Genomic DNA, 17353 nt, shown 5'->3' with positions numbered 1-17353 from the left:
ATCGAACGGTTCAGACAGCATACTGCTGAGTATGCTGTCCGGTGGGCTGCTTAATGAAAAATTCGTGGGGATCCCTCAGGGTCAGATCACATTGTTAACTGTTAACAATGTGATCTGACCCCAATTCATTACAAGGCAGGTAATTGCTCCATAGGCCAGCGTGGTGTCACACCTATGGTTAAATCCTGCTGCTGCCCTGCTCTTAACCGCTGAAAACCTGCAAAAGCAATCATAGCGCCGTTGTCGGTGCAGAATTCTTTGCGTGGGTAATAGACTTCGCCTTTTAAGCTTTTCAGTAACACTTCCAGCTGTTCACGTAACGACGTATTGGCGCTGACGCCACCTGCCACCACTAAGCGTTTTAAGCGTTGCTCTTTTAGCGCCCGACGACATTTTAATACCAACGTATCCACCACAGCCTGCTGGAATGACGCGGCGATATCAGCCTGCACTTCAGGGCTTTTGCCTTCGGCTGCTATCACATTAGCAGCAGCAGTTTTTAAACCACTGAAACTGAAATTTAAGCCTGGTCTGTCCGTCATAGGACGTGGAAAAGCATATTTATCGGCCTGACCTTGTGTAGCTAATTTGGCAAGCAAAGGCCCGCCCGGATATTCCAACCCCATCAATTTAGCTGTTTTATCAAAAGCTTCGCCTGCTGCATCATCGACAGATTCACCCAATAGCTGATACTGACCTATACCATCCACCCGGACTAACTGGGTATGACCACCAGAGACTAATAAGGCAATAAAAGGAAACTCTGGCGGATTTTCTTCCAGCATAGGTGCCAGTAAATGGCCTTCCATATGATGCACTGCCAAGGCTGGTTTGCCCCAGGCAAAAGCTAAACTGCGACCTATTGATGCGCCCACTAACAAAGCTCCGGCCAAACCCGGACCTGCAGTGTAGGCCACGCCATCTATGTCGGACGCTTCACAACCCGCTTCTTTTAAAGCTTGCTGGATTAAAGGCAAAGTTTTACGGATATGGTCACGTGAGGCCAGTTCAGGTACTACACCACCATAATCGGCATGCAAAGGGATCTGGCTGTATAGCACATGACTTAACAGACCCCGCTCTTCGTCGTACACAGCGATGCCGGTTTCATCACATGATGTTTCTATGCCAAGTACTCGCATTTTTCTCCCCTTACCTATATGCTACGCGGCGAATTGTACTGGGATCCGAGCATCATCACCAGTACAACACTTATTGCTTTACATTGGGGCTGGCTTTTGAGTAAAATGCCGCACCATTTTTAATCGTATTGGTTAGACACTAACCAGAGTTGACCGAGGTGAGAATTTAATGCCTGTTGTTAAAGTAAAAGAAAACGAACCATTTGACGTAGCTTTACGTCGTTTCAAGCGCTCTTGTGAAAAAGCTGGCGTATTAGCAGATGTACGCTCTAAAGAGTTTTTCGAGAAGCCAACTTGGGTTCGTAAGCGTAAGAAAGCTGCCGCTGTTAAGCGTCACATGAAAAAGCTTTCTCGCGAAAACGCACGTCGCATCAAGCTTTACTAAGATTATTGCCTGACCTATGGCATTGTTAGAACAGCTGCAAGAAGCCCAAAAAGACGCAATGCGTGCCAAAGACAAATTGCGTCTCGGCACTATTCGCTTAGCTTTGGCTGAAATCAAACAACGTCAAATTGACTCGCAGATGGTGCCTGATGACGCCAACATTCTTCCTGTGCTTACTAAAATGGTAAAACAGCGGAAAGAATCTGCCAGTCAATACAGTGCAGCAGGTCGGCAAGATTTAGCTGATATTGAATTAGCAGAAATCGTAATCGTAGAACAGTTTTTGCCACAAGCCTTATCTCAGGCTGAGCTGGATGATTTAGTGCAACAAGCTATTACTGCTGTTGCAGCCTCTGGAATGCAGGACATGGCGAAAGTCATGGCCCACTTAAAACCACAGGTTCAAGGCCGTACTGATATGGCCGTTTTAAGTCAGGTGATTAAAGCTCGTTTGAGTTAAGCTTCTAGCTTAACTACTGCACGCCGTGCCCTAAGCACGGCTTGTCTTTTTCTGTATACCCGTCGTACTTGAAGCTGCAGCTTTGTTGACTGCGCTCATTCGTCCCGGTCACATAGTGCGTCTATGCTCCTGGGTCTCACGAGCTTGTCGCCTCCCTGCAACGTCAAGTTGCTTGGGTCTATATCAGTAGATGAGGAAAAAGGTGGCAGGACAAATCCCCAGACACTTTATCGACGACTTATTAGCTCGTACAGATATAGTGGAACTGATCGATCACAGAGTTCCGTTAAAAAAGGCCGGTAAGAATTACCAGGCTTGTTGCCCTTTCCATAACGAAAAATCCCCTTCTTTTACCGTAAGTAGCGACAAACAGTTTTATCATTGCTTTGGTTGTGGCGCTCACGGCAATGCCATCAGTTTTATGATGGCGTACGAACAGCTTGAATTTGTAGAAGCCATTGAAGAACTGGCGAAACAGCATCATTTAGAGATACCACGCGAACAAGGCAGTGGTAAGCAGTATCCGCAGGCTCAGGCCGACGATTACAGCCAGATGCAAAAAGCGGCAGATTTGTATCAGCAACAGCTGAAGCAACAGGTTCATGCTGCCACTTATTTGCAGAAACGTGGTATTTCAGAAGCCACAGCAACAAAATATGGCATAGGCTACGCACCTGACAGCTGGGATTTTGTGTTAAAGCAGTTAGGCGCTTCACGTTCAGCTCGTGATCAGCTGTTTGAAATTAAATTGATCAGCCGTAATGATCAGGGCCGTGAATACGATTTTTTCCGTGACCGGCTGATGTTTCCGATCCGGGATAAACGCGGCAGAGTGATAGGTTTTGGCGGCAGGGTGATAGGTGAAGGCACACCAAAGTATCTAAACTCACCTGAGACGCGACTTTTCCATAAAGGCCGTGAACTTTATGGTTTATATGAAGCCAGACAAAGCCAGGATCGGCTGAATCGTGTGCTGATTGTGGAAGGTTATATGGACGTGGTGGGTCTGGCCGAGCAAGGAATATCTTTTGCTGTGGCTTGTTTAGGCACCGCCACGACCCCAGATCATATGCATACGTTATTCCGCCTGACCAGCACTGTGACTTGCTGTTACGACGGCGACAGAGCAGGCCGCGACGCCGCATGGCGAGCCTTACAAAGCGCTTTACCGCATTTAAAAGACGGCGTGGAACTGAATTTTGTATTTTTACCGGACGGCGAAGACCCGGATTCGCTGGTGCAAAAAGAAGGCAAAGAGGCCTTTTTAAACCGTCTGGAACAGGCCATGCCTTTAGGTCAGTATTTATTTGACCATCTGGCCAAAGAACTAGATTTAAACAGCGATGCCGGAAAGTCCGCCTTGTGGGTTAAAGGCAATGAGCTGATTAAACAAATTCCCAGTGAATTTTATCGCGATGCCTTGTTTGAAACACTGGGATCGCTGGTGGGCAAATCGTCGCAGCAGAATACGACAGCCAGAAGCCAGAACAAGGTGCAGAACAAAGCTCCTGCGGCCACAAAAATTACGCCGATGCGCCGCGCTATAGCTCTGTTATTGCAATATCCGGCTCTCGCGAAAGCGATGCCTTTGGCTCCTGAACTGGCAGAAGCGAATTTGCCTGGTATTCAGTTGTTACTGACCTTACAACAGAGGTTATTAGCTCAACCTGAACTGACCACAGCGCAATTGCTGGAACATTGGCGTGATACGCCTGAATACAACATATTAGTGAAACTGGCGTTATGGGACCATCAGGTTGCCGAAGAGCAGTTAACTAAAGAATTTCTGGATACCTTCCGCTCTATAGAGGATCAGTATCTGGGTCAACGTCTGGAAGAATTGCAACGCAAAGATACCTTGCAGCAACTGACCACGGCGGAAAAACACGAATTTGTGTTGCTGTTAAAAGCTTTTAAAAGCAAATAACCGTGAGTAAGCTGTCATTGCGCGGTGGCTAGAAAAGCCGCGCTTTGTTATAATCGCTAATTCGCATTTTTGAACTAACTATTTGGGTGGAAGAACAGCCTCTATGGAGCACAATCCTCAGTCGCAACTAAAACTCCTGATCTTAAAGGGTAAAGAGCAAGGTTATTTAACCTTTGCTGAAGTGAATGATCATCTTCCACAAGATATTATTGACTCCGATCAGATCGAAGACATTATCCGCATGATCAATGACATGGGTATTCAGGTGTTTGAAACAGCACCAGATGCCGATGACCTGATTATGACTGATGCTGCGCCGGATGAAGACGCCGCAGAAGAAGCCGCTCAGGCTTTAGTCAGTGTGGATAAAGAGTTAGGTCGCACTACAGATCCGGTCCGCATGTATATGCGTGAAATGGGCACTGTAGAGCTGTTAACCCGTGAAGGCGAAATCGACATCGCCAAACGGATTGAAGATGGTATTAATCAGGTTCAGACCTCTGTGGCTGAATACCCTGAAGCCATCACCTACCTGTTGGAACAATGGGATAAATTCGAAGCCGAAGAAATTCGCTTAAGTGATATTGTCACTGCTTTTATCGATCCAAACGAAGTGGATGATATGGCTCCGACGGCCACCCATATCGGTTCTGACGTGCCAGAAGAAGAGCTGGCCGATGAAGACGCTGATATTTCTGGTGACGACGAAGAGTCAGAAGACGGTGATGATGAAGCGGACACTGGCCCGGATCCGGAAATGGCCCGCGAGAAGTTTGGCGAACTGCGTACTCAATACGAAGTGACCCGTGCCTCGATCGTCAAAAATGGCCGTGAACACCCAACCACCAAAGAAGAAATTGAAAAACTGAGCGAAGTGTTCCGTTGCTTCCGTTTAGTGCCAAAACAGTTCGACCGTCTGGTCAAAAACATGCGTGAAATGATGGACCGCGTGCGCGTCCAGGAACGTATTGTAATGAAGAACTGCGTTGAGTACGCAAAAATGCCAAAGAAAAACTTTATGAAGTCTTTCAGTGGCAACGAAAACTCAACGGCATGGATCGACGCCGAAATTGCCGCAGGCAAACCTTATTCAGCCAAGCTGGGTGAGATGCGTGAAGATTTATTCCGCAGCGTTGAGAAGCTGAAAAAAATTGAAGAAGAAACTGGTCTTTCGATCTTTAAAATTAAAGATATCAACCGTCGCATGTCGATTGGTGAAGCTAAGGCCCGTCGTGCGAAAAAAGAAATGGTTGAGGCGAACTTACGTCTGGTTATTTCTATCGCGAAAAAATACACCAACCGTGGTTTACAATTCCTTGATTTAATTCAGGAAGGTAACATCGGCTTGATGAAGGCTGTCGACAAGTTCGAATACCGTCGTGGTTATAAGTTTTCAACTTACGCGACATGGTGGATCCGTCAGGCCATTACCCGTTCTATCGCTGACCAGGCCCGTACTATCCGGATCCCTGTGCATATGATCGAAACCATCAACAAACTGAACCGTATTTCACGTCAGATGTTACAGGAAATGGGTCGTGAGCCGTCACCGGAAGAATTGTCCGAACGTATGGGCATGCCGGAAGACAAGATCCGTAAAGTGCTGAAAATTGCTAAAGAGCCAATCTCCATGGAAACACCAATAGGTGATGATGAAGATTCGCATCTGGGCGATTTTATCGAAGACAGCACGTCAGAATCGCCGCTGGATTCAGCCACCATGGAAAGCTTAAAAGCCGCCACCAACGAAGTGTTGGCCGGTTTAACAGCCCGTGAAGCAAAAGTACTGCGTATGCGTTTTGGTATCGATATGAATACCGACCATACCCTGGAAGAAGTGGGTAAACAGTTTGACGTAACACGGGAACGTATCCGTCAAATCGAAGCCAAAGCGCTGCGTAAACTGCGCCACCCTTCCCGTTCAGAAGTATTAAAAAGCTTCCTCGACGAGTAGTATCAAGACATAAAAAAAGGCACCGCAAGGTGCCTTTTTTATTGAAACAAATCAGAAGCGGATAAAAAGTAAGCAATCGATACAAACTCCGTGTTATCAAGCGGTGACAACAGCGGAAAAACTTCTTATACTGCCTGCGCTTTAAAGAGTTCATCCCTTGAACTTGTTTAGTTAAAGCCTGTTTCAAATGGCCCTATAGCTCAGTTGGTTAGAGCATCCGACTCATAATCGGCAGGTCCCTGGTTCAAGTCCAGGTGGGGCCACCATTTACCTCAAATCTTTCCTCTGTATTTTTTTATCAGCAGAATGAAATGCTGCTTATAAGTCGCTATGCGGACCAAAAACTTCATAATGAATTTGAGCCGAAGCCACACCCAACGCCAGTAACTGATCTTTGGCAAATTTCATAAAACCTGTAGGACCACAGAGGTAGAAGTTGGCACTTTGCAGCGGCAGCTGGGCAGCGACAGCGTTTAGATCCATCAAACCGGTAAACTGAGCGGCAGCTGTGTTCTGCTCCGCCTTGTTGTACCAGGTAAAGTTGTGCAGTAAGGGGTAGTCTTGTTCCAGTTGCGAAATACGCTGTGCAAAAGAATGTTGCTGCATATTTTCACAGGCGTGCAGGAAAAACACAGGGGTTTGTTGTTTTAACGCCACAATGCTTTCCAGCATAGACAGCATTGGGGTTAAACCCACACCAGCTGAGATCAGCACTGTAGGTAAATGGGCAGATTGCAGGAAAAAATCGCCAGCCGGCGGCAGAATATCCAGCTCGTCTCCGGCCTGAATTTCGTTATGCAGATAATTAGACACTAAACCTGCCACTTCACCCGATTCACGTTTGACGCTGATACGGTAGCTGTGACTATTGGCTTTGTCAGATAAGGAATACTGACGGATTTCATAGTAGTCACAATGTGCTGGCTTTACCTTCACGCCCAGATACTGACCAGGCAGGTAATCTACGACTGCTTCGCCATTTTTTGGTACCAATACAAAGCTCGATACCAGTTCAGATTCACGGATTTTTTCTTTGACGATAAAACGACGCGGACCATACCAGCCACCCGGCTTTTGTTCAGTCTGTTTATACAGCTGACGTTCCCGGCCTGTCAGAATGTTTGCCAAAGCGCCATAAGCTTGAGTCCAGGCTTGCTCTACCTCAGGCGTAAAAGCCGCAGGAGCCAGCTCACGTAAGGTTTCAATCAGGTGATGACCCACAATGTCGTAGTGCTCAGGCTGAATAAAAAAGCTGGTATGTTTATGTGCCACACGCTCGACGGTTTCAGTCAGCACAGACAAGTTATCGATATTCTTGGCATAAGCAGCAATAGCACTAAATAAGGCAAATTGCTGACGGCCACTGTGTTGGTTGGTCATATTAAATATATCTTTCAGCTCAGGATTTACCTGAAACATACGCTGATAAAAATGGTTAGTGATGGCCACACCGGCACTTTCCAGTAATGGCACTGTGCTTTTAACGATGGCAATGGTTTGAGCAGATAACATAAGAAAACCTCTTTTGAGTGACTAAATGAGTGTGAATTAAGTATTCAGAACAGCATCAATTAACCCGGTCTGCCGTCAGCACGGGGCTGAGTCAGAACAGGCCAATAAAACCAAAGGAAGATTGCAAAGGCACACAGCCATAACAGAGCGCTAACTTGCCAGAGCAGCAGAGGGAATCCTGCTAAGCTGGCCAAGATCCGCACTGGGCCAGCCAGCAACAGCAAAGCAAAAGCTAGAGTGATCATTTTGCTGACCTGCAGTACCCGGCCGGTATGGCCTAAAGACACCCTGGCCATCATGGCGAGGATCATGCCCGCCATAGCGCTGATGCTCAGCAGATGCAACACATCTTTAAATACCAGTAACTGAGTTAAATCGCTGATGCCAAGAAGGATTAAACCTAAAGCCAAGGCCAGATAAGCCAGCTGTAAGGACCACAGCAAAGGGGCTGCCCAGATTTTCCATGGGGTCCAGAAAGATAAACGCACCAGATGCAAAGACCCCACCAGCAGCATCAACCAGCCCGCTTTAAGTGGCAGTTGGACAAAAAAATCAGTAATAAACCAAACGGTGCCAAACGCCGACAAAGGCAATAACCACTTATCCAGCAGCGGCGTTTTGTTTTGCTCCAATCCCAAAGCTCTGGCGGTAAAAAATGGGATCACCCGGCCGCCGACTATGCCCATCAGGATGCTAAACAGCAGGACCATGCTGTGGCTTAAATGTGAAGCAGAGGCAAACCGCTCTGTTGCAGCTGCATAAATAAAAATCGTATTCAGCAAAGCCATCACAGACAACAGCGGAATAAACAGATAGTTATTTTTGCTTTTTGCCCTAATCAGCAAGCTCGCCAGACTGTAAATAGCAGCAGTCCACCACAGCAGTTGGGTGACGATAAACAACCACAACAATGGTGTGTAGTGGGCGAATAACAAACTAAAACGGGCAGCCATCCATAACAGAGTTAATAACAACAGTGGTTTACCTGACAGACTGGGCAAGCCTGTCCAGTTTTGTACTGCCGTCAGTAAAAAGCCTACAGCCACAGCAGCACCAAAGCCAAATAGCATCTCATGGGCGTGCCAAAGGGCAGCAGGAAAACCAAACTGAAAGGACATCAAGCCGCTAAACCACAAGGCCCAGATGCTGATCGCTACAACAGCCCAACAGGCACCAGCCAGAAAAAAAGGCCGGAATGCCAGAGCAAACAGCGGATAAGCGGATAGAGCTTTTCGCTTGCCCTCTTGCACCTGTTCAGGCCAGTGGATATTGATTAAAGGAGGACGCTGGCTCATAGCTTAACGCACTTCTTTATGCAGTTCGTGCTGAGCTATACAGCGGCAGACATAGGCAATTTTCACCAAAGTTGCACTGAAGATCATAGCGACGTGACCCGCCATTTGTAGCTCAAACGGAAACATATAAGACAACGGATAACAAACAACCACAGTCGCCAGCAGTACACTAAAAGACAAAGCTAATAAGGTATTGGCAGAGAGTAACAATGTTTCAAACTTGTCAGAGGCAGACAGCTTTTCATTACTAAAAAATTGGGCAACATGAAACATCATAAGCTCCTGTGGAGTCCCTTGACTCCTGTTGGGTTTGCTTAGGTATTGCAGTTCCGATGCCAACTATTTTTAACTTAAAATTCAATCATTTAATAAATCCACGGTTAAAACAAGAGTCAAAATGACAACAACAATAACAAGTCAAAATGACAAATAAGAATCTTTGTGACACAATTTAGGCAGAACAAATGTCAGCGGGAGCCGCAATGGCCGAACTCAACTCAACCTTGTTGCTGGAAGTGGCACTGGATCTGGCGAACAGCATCACCACCACAGATCGCTTTGACCGCTTGCTGGGTTCTGCGCGTAAAGCCATTAACTGCGATGCCGTGGTATTGCTCTCTTATCAGGGGGAGTTGCTGATACCGCTGGCCATCCAGGGCTTAACGGCTGATACCTTAGGCCGTCGTTTCGCTCTGAAGGACCATCCTCGCCTGGCGATCATTTGTCAAAGTACCAGCCCGGTGCGTTTTCCATCCGACACTGAATTGGCCGATCCTTACGATGGACTGTTACTGGCGCAGGCAGGTGACTTGCCTGTGCATTCCTGTATGGGTTTACCTTTGTATTCAGATGGTCAACTGATAGGTGTGCTGACGCTGGACAGCCTGAAACCTGATGCTTTTTCTGCCATAGCTGAACGGACCTTAGAGTTAATAGCAGCTATGTCGGCAGCCACCTTAAAAACCGCTATTCAGCTGAAAAAACTCGAACAACAAGCGCTGCAGGCACAGGATTTAGTCGAAGAACTGACGCATGAAGCCCTGATCCGCGATGGTGGCGAGCTGATAGGTCAAAGCCAGGCCATGCTGGCGCTAAAAAGTGATATTCAACTGGTAGCGGGCTCAGATTACACAGTGCTTATTCAGGGCCAGACGGGTGTAGGTAAAGAGCTGGTCGCCAGAACTCTGCACCAGTTATCCAGAAGAGCTAAACAGCAACTGGTGCATCTAAACTGTGCGTCTTTGCCTGAAACGCTAGCTGAATCTGAGTTGTTTGGTCATGCCAAAGGTGCTTTTACCGGCGCCGAGCGGGAGAGGCCGGGTAAATTTTTATTGGCCGACGGTGGCACCATATTCCTCGATGAAGTCGGTGAACTGCCGCTGAGCGTACAAAGCAAATTATTGCGGGTGCTGCAGAGCGGTGAAATTCAGCCTGTCGGCAAAGATGAAGTAAAAACGGTCAATGTGCGGGTGATAGCGGCCACCAACAGAGATTTAGCCACAGAAGTGGCTGCGGGTCATTTTCGCGCCGACTTGTATCATCGATTGTCGGTCTACCCCATTACCGTGCCTGCATTAAAGGAGCGGCAACAGGATGTGTTATTACTGGCCGGCTATTTTCTCGAACTGACAGCGCGTAAATTGGGTATACGTCAGTTGAAACTCAGTACTGCTGCTCAGTCTGTGTTGTTGCAGTACAATTGGCCGGGTAATGTGCGGGAACTGGAACATGTGATTAGCCGCGCTGCGCTCAAAGCCAAAAAAGAAGCCAAAGCTCAGGATATTATTGCGCTATTGCCACAGCATCTGGAGCTGGCAGAGCGCGCAGTTTCAGCCGATAACAACCCGCAAGCAGCTTTGCCGATGATCCACAGCAACGGCTTAAGCCTGAAAGCCGCCACTGAAGAGTTTCAGAAGCAGCAAATTATCCACATTTTAAGCCAAACAGCAGGTAACTGGAGTCTGGCAGCCCAACAGTTGGGTGTAGACAGAGCCAATCTGGCGCGCCTCGCTAAACGCTTAGGTATTAAAGTTGAAAAGACGGTGCGTAGCTAAAATGAGAGCTAGATTGAGCTGTCCTGCTAAATTTTATCTGAATCAACCAGCAGCCCGACGGCCAATTCTGCTGCTCGGTCTCGTTGCAGCACAGAAGGCGTAACGCTTAAACATCAGAGCAAAAACGCCAGTTAAGATTCATCAGTGAGCGCCTGCTTCACAAGACTGGCTTTTTGCTGATACATCCGCTGGTCTGCCACTTTACTCAGCACTAAATCAGAGTCTCCGTCTTGTGGGTAACATGCCAGCCCTATGCTGCAACTGATTTGGATACTCAGACCATGTATATCAAAAGGTAGCGCAATAGCATGCTGAATTTTTTCGGCCAAAAGAGCGGCACTGTGGCATTCTTCTACTTTGGGTAGCAAAATAATAAACTCATCTCCTCCTATCCGGGCGACCGTATCAGAAGCACGTACCGTATGCAGCAGCCGGTCTGCCACCTGCTGCAATAATAAATCTCCCACTGCATGACCATGAGTATCATTAACTGGTTTGAACTTGTTTAAATCCAACAACATCAAGGCTAAGGTTTTTTTATGTCGCACTGCGTATTGCAGCGCTTTTTGTAAGCGGTCAGAGAATAAAGTACGGTTCGGTAAGCCTGTTAACGTATCGTGCTGCGCCATATAACGCATACGTTCCTCAATTTTACGCCGTTCTGTTAAATCACGGTTTACTCCCAAAATACCAACGAGGACACCTTTAGCGTCGTACATACCGGAGATTTTTACTTCACTCCAGACCCGGTGGCCATCCTTACAGATCTGCTCAACCTCTCCCACATAATCCGGATAACACTCGCCATTTTGCAGGGCTTTCGCTGCTTTTTTCATTTGTAGTTTCACCTGTATATAAGATTCAGGTGCCACCAATTGCCGCATTTGGCGTTGCATCAGATCTGTTACCGTAAAACCTGTTAGCTTTTCTGCCGAGGGGCTGATGTAGGTAAAATGCCCGTTCAGATCCATAGTCCAGATCACATCAGTGGCATGGTCTGCCAATAACCTGTGTCGCTCTTCACTACGTTTTAACGCCTCTATGGCTTGACTACGTTCTATGACAATTTCGGCCAACGCCGCACTTTCGCTGATCAGCTGAATATCCTGCTCAGATGGGGCAGTGACCTCTTGATGATAAATCGCAAAAGTCCCCAGCACTTTACCCTGACGGTTTTTAATAGGTTCAGACCAGCAAGAACGGATACCTGCGATATCAACCAAAGCCTGATAAGGTTGCCAGTATGGATGCACACGCACATCCTCCACTATTACCCGCTGCCCCAGATAGGCAGCGGTGCCACAGGACCCAACACCATAACCTGCAGCTATGCCATCAATAGCTGCATTGTATTCCTCAGGTAAATGAGGTGCGGAAGCGACATGCAAAATACCTTGTTCATCCAGTAATAACACTGTGCAGCGAGCAGACGGGTCCATGTGCTCCGCTCCCTCAACCAACGCATCCAGCACCTTCTGTAGTGGCGCCTGTTCAACAATCATTGACAGAACTCTGCCTCTGTTTTGTTGCATCAGGGCTACACGCTGACCTGCAATAACTAACGCCTTGAGTTTACGATTGCCGCGAATGATAAAGATTAAAGCAGCAGAAATAATAAAAAGTGCAGCAAAGCCCGGAAACAGCCAGCCGGAGTTACCCGACAGCAAGCTTGAAGCATGAACGTAGGCCGTAGTTGTGATCAATAGTCCCGAGAATAGCGCTCGCCACAGCTTCACATTATTCCCCTATATCTTCATTCCATAATTCGGGTTTAGCTGCGATAAAATCCTGCATCAGTTGCACGCATTCGATATTGTCCTGAACAATCAACTGCACACCGCGACTTTTGACATAATCTTCTGGCCCCTGAAAAGTGCGGTTCTCACCAACCACTACTTTGGGAATGCCGTAGAGCAACACGGTACCACTGCACATGTCACAAGGGGATAAGGTCGAATACAACACGGCATTTTGGTAGTCTTTTGCCGTTAAACGGCCGGCATTTTCCAGACAATCCATTTCTGCATGCAATACACAACTGCCCTTTTGTACCCGCTGATTATGGCCACGGCCAACGATCTTGCCGTCAATCACCAGCACAGAACCTATAGGAATACCGCCTTCGGCTAAACTTTTTTTGGCTTGTGCTATCGCAGCTAACATAAAAGGGTCTGTCATTCACTTTAATCCTGTAGATCGACTGTGGATCGTCTGAAAGCAGCCACAAGCCTTTAAAAGCTAGTGGCTATGTTTCAACAGTTTAGTGAGAAAAACAGAAAAAGAAGTGCAAACCGAGAAATTAAATTGTATCAGCTACCACCGTACCGATTTGGATGCAATCCAGCGGGCAAACTTCAATACAGGCCGGTTTATTATAAAAACCAACACATTCAGTGCATAAGTCTGCATCGACCTGATAATGCTGTTCACCTCTGTAAATGGCAGTATTCGGACATTCAGGCGCACACATATCACAGTTAATACAGACAGCCTCTATCCACACTGACATACAGTGTCCCCACAGGTTGCTGCAGCATGAGTCTTTTGTTGCTTCAATAAAAACCCATACTCAGGCTTTACTCCGTCCGGCAGTGGAAACCAAACCTGATAACCAGAACCCGGCGCCACCAGCAGTTGTTGACCATCGGCAGCATAGAAAATGGAGTCTAAGGCTGTGATACCTTGTGGTGTCATCAGCAACAGCTCATCATCAAAACTAAAACGATTTTTCACCTGCAACAAAGCCTGGCCCTGCGCATTTAGCTCGCCACTAAATTCCCCCACCAGCAACTGCTCACCTTCGCTATGACTGGTCTGATAATTTTGTAAATCGGCAGGAACATGGCGGCGCAAAAAGCCTTCGGTAAAACCGCGGTTCGCCATGCCGTTCAGTTGCTGTAATAATTCCATATCAAAACTCTTGCCTGCCATCGCGTCATCTATAGCTTTGCGATACACCTGGGCTGTGCGGGCGACATAATAAGGTGACTTAGTGCGGCCTTCTATTTTCAGCGAATGCACCCCCATAGCCGTCAACGCTGGCACATGCTGTACAGCTCGCAAGTCTTTAGAATTAAAGATATAACTGCCGTGTTCGTCCTCATCCAACAGCATCAGCTCGCCAGGGCGACCTTGCTCTTCGACCAGCACAGGCTCCGGTAATTCTGAAACTGCAGGGTTGTATTGCCCCACTTCGTCAGCTTTTGCTTTATGGCTTTGATAAGACCAACGACAAGCATTGGTGCAAGCCCCCTGATTCGGGTCGCGTTTGTTGATGTAGCCAGACAATAAACAGCGACCTGAATAGGCCATACACAAAGCACCGTGCACAAAAACTTCCAGCTCCATTTCTGGCACTTGGTCGCGGATTTGTGCTATTTCTTCCAGCGCCAGTTCGCGGGATAAAATCACCCGCTCTATACCTTGTTGCTGCCAAAACAATACAGCAGCCCAGTTGACTGTATTGGCTTGCACCGACAAATGCAGCGGCATTTGAGGGAAATGCTGACGGAGTAAAAACACCACACCGGGGTCAGACACAATAAGTGCATCAGGCCCCAGCTCTATAGCAGGCGCCATATCTTCAACAAAACGCTGTAACTTGCTGTTATGCGGCGCAATATTCACCACCAGATAAAACTTTTTGCCTTGCTGATGAGCTTCCTTAATACCGATGGCCAGGGTTTCAAGATCAAATTCATTATTGCGCACCCGCAAACTAAAACGTGGCTGACCTGCATACACCGCATCAGCGCCATAAGCAAAAGCCATCCGCATGGCTTTTAAACTGCCGGCCGGGGATAAAAGTTCAGGAGCATTCATTGGGCAATCCACAGATCGTAAAAAGACGAGGCGCATCATAGCGCCTGCTTTTATCCGGGTTTTGCGTTGGATCAAACCACTTTGGAATAGCTTTGATTACTATTGCTTTGCAGGTAACGATCAAAACTGGCACAAACTAAACGCACCAGTAACCGACCCAGTGGTGTCACCTGAATATGATGATCGGAACACAACACTAAGCCATCGCCGATCAGCGGATCCAGCTTAGGTAAAGCATCAGCAAAATAACTCCAGAAGTCCTCTATAGCAAAGCGATGACAAAAAGCCGGTACATCCAGTTCAAAATGACACATGAGTTGGCTGATTAAAGCGGCACGGATTTTATCATCCTGGCTTAAACTAAAACCCCGCTCCAGCGGCAACTGTCCGCCAGCAAGCAGCTGCTGATAGTCCTGCAGCTCTTTTTGGTTTTGCCAGATCACGCCATTCACCTGACTGATAGAAGATACCCCTAGCCCAATCAACGCATCCTGCCCCGCTGTGGTATACCCCTGAAAATTACGCTGCAGTTTGCCTTGTTGCTGCGCTATGGCTAAAGAGTCTGTGGTTTTGGCAAAGTGATCCATGCCAATACATTGGTAACCGGCCTCACTGAAATGTTTAATAGCAAGCTGCAACAACGCCAGTTTATCTTCAGCTTGCGGCAAACTTTGAGTCGGAATTTTGCGCTGAGCGGCAAAACGAGTCGGCAAATGGGCATAACTGAACAAAGACACCCGATCCGGGTCCAGCAGCAATACGCTTTGCAGTGTTAGTAAAAAACTCTCAGGTTTTTGGTAAGGCAAACCATACACCAAATCCAGATTAATAGAGCTAAAGCCTAAACGTTTAGCTTCAGTAACCAAAGCGCGTACCAGATCTTCGCTTTGCACTCTGTTGATCGTGATTTGTACTTGCTCGTCAAAATCCTGCACACCAAAGCTAACACGGCTAAAACCCAACTGGCGTAAATGAGCCAGTTTTTCCAGACTACAGCTGCGTGGATCTATTTCGATCGAAAGCTCTGGGTCCGCTTTAAAGACAAAATGTTGCCTGAGCAACTGCATAAGTTTGGATAACTGTTCTTGTGTTAAAAAGGTTGGAGTTCCGCCGCCCAAATGCAGCTGAGCTATGGTTTTGTCTGCGATTAAAGGCTGGTACAAGGCCATCTCTGTCGCCAGGCTTTGCAGATACAAATCCGCTTTTTCACTATGGCGGGTTACTATTTTGTTGCAGCCGCAGTAGTAACACAGCTGCTGACAAAATGGGATATGCAGATACAAACACAGCTCATCGGCGGAGCCCGCCAAAGCAGCACGTACCGCGGAAGCCGGAAAGTCAGGCTGTAAAGATAAAGCCGTCGGATACGAAGTATAGCGGGGACCATTCACCGAGTATTTCTGTATTAATTCAGCCGACCATAATACCTGCATTGAACTTTTCTCTGTTGTCCCGTCAAAGGTGGCTACAGTGTAAAGCAGCAGTTTTTCCCTTGTGTTGATCTGAAACAAAGTCGGTGACAGCCATTTTTCAGCTCTAGTATCGACCAAAGCCGGAAAAACGACGACAAATAAAGCTAGAAAAAGTCAGCCAATTAACTTAGAATGAACGTTCACTCTAAATGGAGATTTCAAATATGCAGCGTTCCCGCATTGTATTTTTTGCCCTTTCAGCCCTGGCGGGCTCTGTTGCTTTGGCCGGTTGTGGCCAGGCTCAACAAGCCTCAGCACCCGCTGCTCAGGCCATGCCTGTGGGTGTAGTTACTCTGAAAAGTCAGGCCATTACCCTGACTAAAGAATTACCGGGTCGTGTTACCGCCTCACAAATTGCCGAAATCCGCCCTCAGGTGGACGGCATAGTGCTGCAACGTTTATTTACCGAAGGTGGTGAAGTTAAAGCGGGTCAGGCTTTGTATCAAATTGACCCAGCTACTTTTGAAGCACAGCTTTCAAGCGCTAAAGCAGCTGTAGCCCGTGCTCAGGCCAGTATTGCCAGCAGCAAAGCAAAAGCCAGCCGTTATACCGAACTGTTAAAAATTAAAGCCGTTAGCCAACAGGAATTTGATGAGGCAGATGCGGCCTATAAACAAGCTCAGGCTGATTTATTAACAGCCCAGGCTCAGCTAAAAACAGCGCAGATTAATTTAAATTACAGCAAAGTGTTGTCTCCTATCAGCGGCCAAATCAGCAAGTCAGCTGTCACTGCCGGCGCTTTGGTCAGCGCTAATCAAGCTACGGCTTTAGCCACTGTGACTTCGCTGGATCCTATTTATGTCGACCTGACTCAGTCGAGCAACGAGTTACTGCAACTGAAAAAAGCGCTGGCCTCCGGTGCTTTAGGTTCAGATGCTGCCATTCAGACACAAGTTGAACTGAAGATGGAAGACGGCTCTGCGTATCCACACAAAGGTACTTTGCAATTTTCAGAAGTGACAGTAGATCCGGGCACAGGTTCAGTGACCTTAAGAGCTCAATTTCCTAACCCTGAAAAGTTACTGCTGCCAGGTATGTATGTACGCGCTGAGGTAGTAGAGGGCGTTAAGGCTAACGCTATTCTGGCACCACAACGTGGTATCAGTCGCAACAGCAAAGGCGAAGCCACCGCCATGGTGATTGGCAAAGAAGGCAAAGTAGAAGCACGTATTTTACAAGCTGACCGCACAATAGGCTCAGACTGGCTGGTCAGCAGCGGTTTAAATGCCGGTGATCAACTGATTATTGAAGGCTTGCAGAAAATACGTCCTGGTGCGCCAGTGCAGGCAGTACCAGCGGAAGCTGCTGCTCAAACTAAATCCCAGTAAAG

At 47.4% G+C, this 17353-nt stretch carries 15 protein-coding genes and 1 tRNA gene; 7 read left to right on the top strand and 9 right to left on the bottom strand.

Annotated elements, in window-relative coordinates:
• Positions 1 to 128: 128 nt before the first annotated feature.
• A complete protein-coding gene (gene tsaD / locus IEW88_RS07205; RefSeq protein WP_127688067.1) occupies positions 129 to 1142 on the bottom strand; it encodes a tRNA (adenosine(37)-N6)-threonylcarbamoyltransferase complex transferase subunit TsaD in 1014 nt (337 codons plus the stop codon).
• Positions 1143 to 1311: 169 nt separating this feature from the next.
• Between tsaD and rpsU the strand changes: the two genes are divergently transcribed.
• The 5 genes from rpsU to IEW88_RS07180 all read left to right on the top strand — a co-directional run bounded on the left by rpsU (position 1312) and on the right by IEW88_RS07180 (position 6134).
• Positions 1312 to 1527, top strand: a complete 216-nt coding sequence (gene rpsU, locus IEW88_RS07200; protein ID WP_008899776.1) for a 30S ribosomal protein S21 — start codon at positions 1312 to 1314, stop codon at positions 1525 to 1527.
• Positions 1528 to 1543: 16 nt separating this feature from the next.
• On the top strand, positions 1544 to 1987 hold the full coding sequence (locus IEW88_RS07195) for a GatB/YqeY domain-containing protein (RefSeq protein ID WP_147903642.1): 444 nt from the start codon (positions 1544 to 1546) through the stop codon (positions 1985 to 1987).
• A 202-nt stretch (positions 1988 to 2189) separates the two neighbouring features.
• Positions 2190 to 3914, top strand: a complete 1725-nt coding sequence (gene dnaG, locus IEW88_RS07190) for a DNA primase (RefSeq protein ID WP_147903641.1) — start codon at positions 2190 to 2192, stop codon at positions 3912 to 3914.
• A 103-nt stretch (positions 3915 to 4017) separates the two neighbouring features.
• Complete coding sequence (gene rpoD / locus IEW88_RS07185; protein WP_053424223.1) at positions 4018 to 5868, top strand: RNA polymerase sigma factor RpoD; 1851 nt, start codon at positions 4018 to 4020, stop codon at positions 5866 to 5868.
• A gap of 189 nt (positions 5869 to 6057) precedes the next feature.
• A tRNA-Ile gene (locus IEW88_RS07180) sits at positions 6058 to 6134 on the top strand.
• A gap of 52 nt (positions 6135 to 6186) precedes the next feature.
• On the opposite strand, the gene hmpA is transcribed toward IEW88_RS07180, so the two are convergent.
• Genes hmpA through IEW88_RS07165 form a run of 3 tightly spaced genes read right to left on the bottom strand, consistent with a single transcriptional unit; the run spans position 6187 to position 8948 of the window.
• Positions 6187 to 7380, bottom strand: coding sequence for an NO-inducible flavohemoprotein (hmpA, locus tag IEW88_RS07175; RefSeq protein ID WP_147903640.1), 1194 nt, complete (start codon positions 7378 to 7380; stop codon positions 6187 to 6189).
• Between the two features lie 59 nt (positions 7381 to 7439).
• A complete protein-coding gene (locus IEW88_RS07170) occupies positions 7440 to 8675 on the bottom strand; it encodes an NnrS family protein (RefSeq protein ID WP_147903639.1) in 1236 nt (411 codons plus the stop codon).
• A gap of 3 nt (positions 8676 to 8678) precedes the next feature.
• Positions 8679 to 8948 carry a hypothetical protein gene (locus IEW88_RS07165; protein ID WP_147903662.1) on the bottom strand — a complete coding sequence of 90 codons (270 nt, stop codon included), beginning with the start codon at positions 8946 to 8948 and terminating at the stop codon, positions 8679 to 8681.
• Between the two features lie 209 nt (positions 8949 to 9157).
• Here IEW88_RS07165 and norR point away from each other — a divergent pair, with 209 nt between their 5' ends.
• Positions 9158 to 10729 carry a nitric oxide reductase transcriptional regulator NorR gene (norR, locus tag IEW88_RS07160; protein ID WP_147903638.1) on the top strand — a complete coding sequence of 524 codons (1572 nt, stop codon included), beginning with the start codon at positions 9158 to 9160 and terminating at the stop codon, positions 10727 to 10729.
• Positions 10730 to 10860: 131 nt separating this feature from the next.
• On the opposite strand, the gene IEW88_RS07155 is transcribed toward norR, so the two are convergent.
• The 5 genes from IEW88_RS07155 to hemN form a co-directional block, all read right to left on the bottom strand.
• Positions 10861 to 12465, bottom strand: a complete 1605-nt coding sequence (locus tag IEW88_RS07155) for a sensor domain-containing diguanylate cyclase (protein ID WP_147903637.1) — start codon at positions 12463 to 12465, stop codon at positions 10861 to 10863.
• A 1-nt stretch (position 12466) separates the two neighbouring features.
• Positions 12467 to 12907, bottom strand: a complete 441-nt coding sequence (locus IEW88_RS07150) for a nucleoside deaminase (RefSeq protein ID WP_147903636.1) — start codon at positions 12905 to 12907, stop codon at positions 12467 to 12469.
• 121 nt (positions 12908 to 13028) lie between these two features.
• Entirely contained in the window at positions 13029 to 13199 is a 171-nt protein-coding gene (locus IEW88_RS07145) for a 4Fe-4S dicluster domain-containing protein (protein WP_229670351.1), read from the bottom strand.
• Between the two features lie 23 nt (positions 13200 to 13222).
• Positions 13223 to 14551 carry a prephenate-dependent tRNA uridine(34) hydroxylase TrhP gene (gene trhP / locus IEW88_RS07140; RefSeq protein WP_147903634.1) on the bottom strand — a complete coding sequence of 443 codons (1329 nt, stop codon included), beginning with the start codon at positions 14549 to 14551 and terminating at the stop codon, positions 13223 to 13225.
• Positions 14552 to 14622: 71 nt separating this feature from the next.
• Entirely contained in the window at positions 14623 to 15984 is a 1362-nt protein-coding gene (gene hemN / locus IEW88_RS07135) for an oxygen-independent coproporphyrinogen III oxidase (RefSeq protein WP_147903633.1), read from the bottom strand.
• Positions 15985 to 16187: 203 nt separating this feature from the next.
• Here hemN and IEW88_RS07130 point away from each other — a divergent pair, with 203 nt between their 5' ends.
• On the top strand, positions 16188 to 17351 hold the full coding sequence (locus IEW88_RS07130; RefSeq protein WP_053424210.1) for an efflux RND transporter periplasmic adaptor subunit: 1164 nt from the start codon (positions 16188 to 16190) through the stop codon (positions 17349 to 17351).
• Positions 17352 to 17353 lie beyond the last annotated feature (2 nt).

Source organism: Rheinheimera tangshanensis (assembly GCF_014645135.1).
GTDB classification, from domain to species: Bacteria; Pseudomonadota; Gammaproteobacteria; order Enterobacterales; family Alteromonadaceae; genus Pararheinheimera; species Pararheinheimera tangshanensis.
Note: the sequence above shows the minus strand (reverse complement) of the source record. Positions and strands in the feature narration are given on the sequence as shown.

What these genes read in the sequence shown, in the direction of transcription:
- tsaD (WP_127688067.1), bottom strand. Translation starts at nt 1,142, where the DNA reads ATGCGAGTACTTGGCATAGAAACATCATGTGATGAAACCGGCATCGCT.
- rpsU (WP_008899776.1), top strand. Translation starts at nt 1,312, where the DNA reads ATGCCTGTTGTTAAAGTAAAAGAAAACGAACCATTTGACGTAGCTTTA.
- IEW88_RS07195 (WP_147903642.1), top strand. Translation starts at nt 1,544, where the DNA reads ATGGCATTGTTAGAACAGCTGCAAGAAGCCCAAAAAGACGCAATGCGT.
- rpoD (WP_053424223.1), top strand. Translation starts at nt 4,018, where the DNA reads ATGGAGCACAATCCTCAGTCGCAACTAAAACTCCTGATCTTAAAGGGT.
- hmpA (WP_147903640.1), bottom strand. Translation starts at nt 7,380, where the DNA reads ATGTTATCTGCTCAAACCATTGCCATCGTTAAAAGCACAGTGCCATTA.
- IEW88_RS07170 (WP_147903639.1), bottom strand. Translation starts at nt 8,675, where the DNA reads ATGAGCCAGCGTCCTCCTTTAATCAATATCCACTGGCCTGAACAGGTG.
- IEW88_RS07165 (WP_147903662.1), bottom strand. Translation starts at nt 8,948, where the DNA reads ATGTTTCATGTTGCCCAATTTTTTAGTAATGAAAAGCTGTCTGCCTCT.
- norR (WP_147903638.1), top strand. Translation starts at nt 9,158, where the DNA reads ATGGCCGAACTCAACTCAACCTTGTTGCTGGAAGTGGCACTGGATCTG.
- IEW88_RS07150 (WP_147903636.1), bottom strand. Translation starts at nt 12,907, where the DNA reads ATGACAGACCCTTTTATGTTAGCTGCGATAGCACAAGCCAAAAAAAGT.
- IEW88_RS07145 (WP_229670351.1), bottom strand. Translation starts at nt 13,199, where the DNA reads ATGTGTGCGCCTGAATGTCCGAATACTGCCATTTACAGAGGTGAACAG.
- trhP (WP_147903634.1), bottom strand. Translation starts at nt 14,551, where the DNA reads ATGAATGCTCCTGAACTTTTATCCCCGGCCGGCAGTTTAAAAGCCATG.
- hemN (WP_147903633.1), bottom strand. Translation starts at nt 15,984, where the DNA reads ATGCAGGTATTATGGTCGGCTGAATTAATACAGAAATACTCGGTGAAT.
- IEW88_RS07130 (WP_053424210.1), top strand. Translation starts at nt 16,188, where the DNA reads ATGCAGCGTTCCCGCATTGTATTTTTTGCCCTTTCAGCCCTGGCGGGC.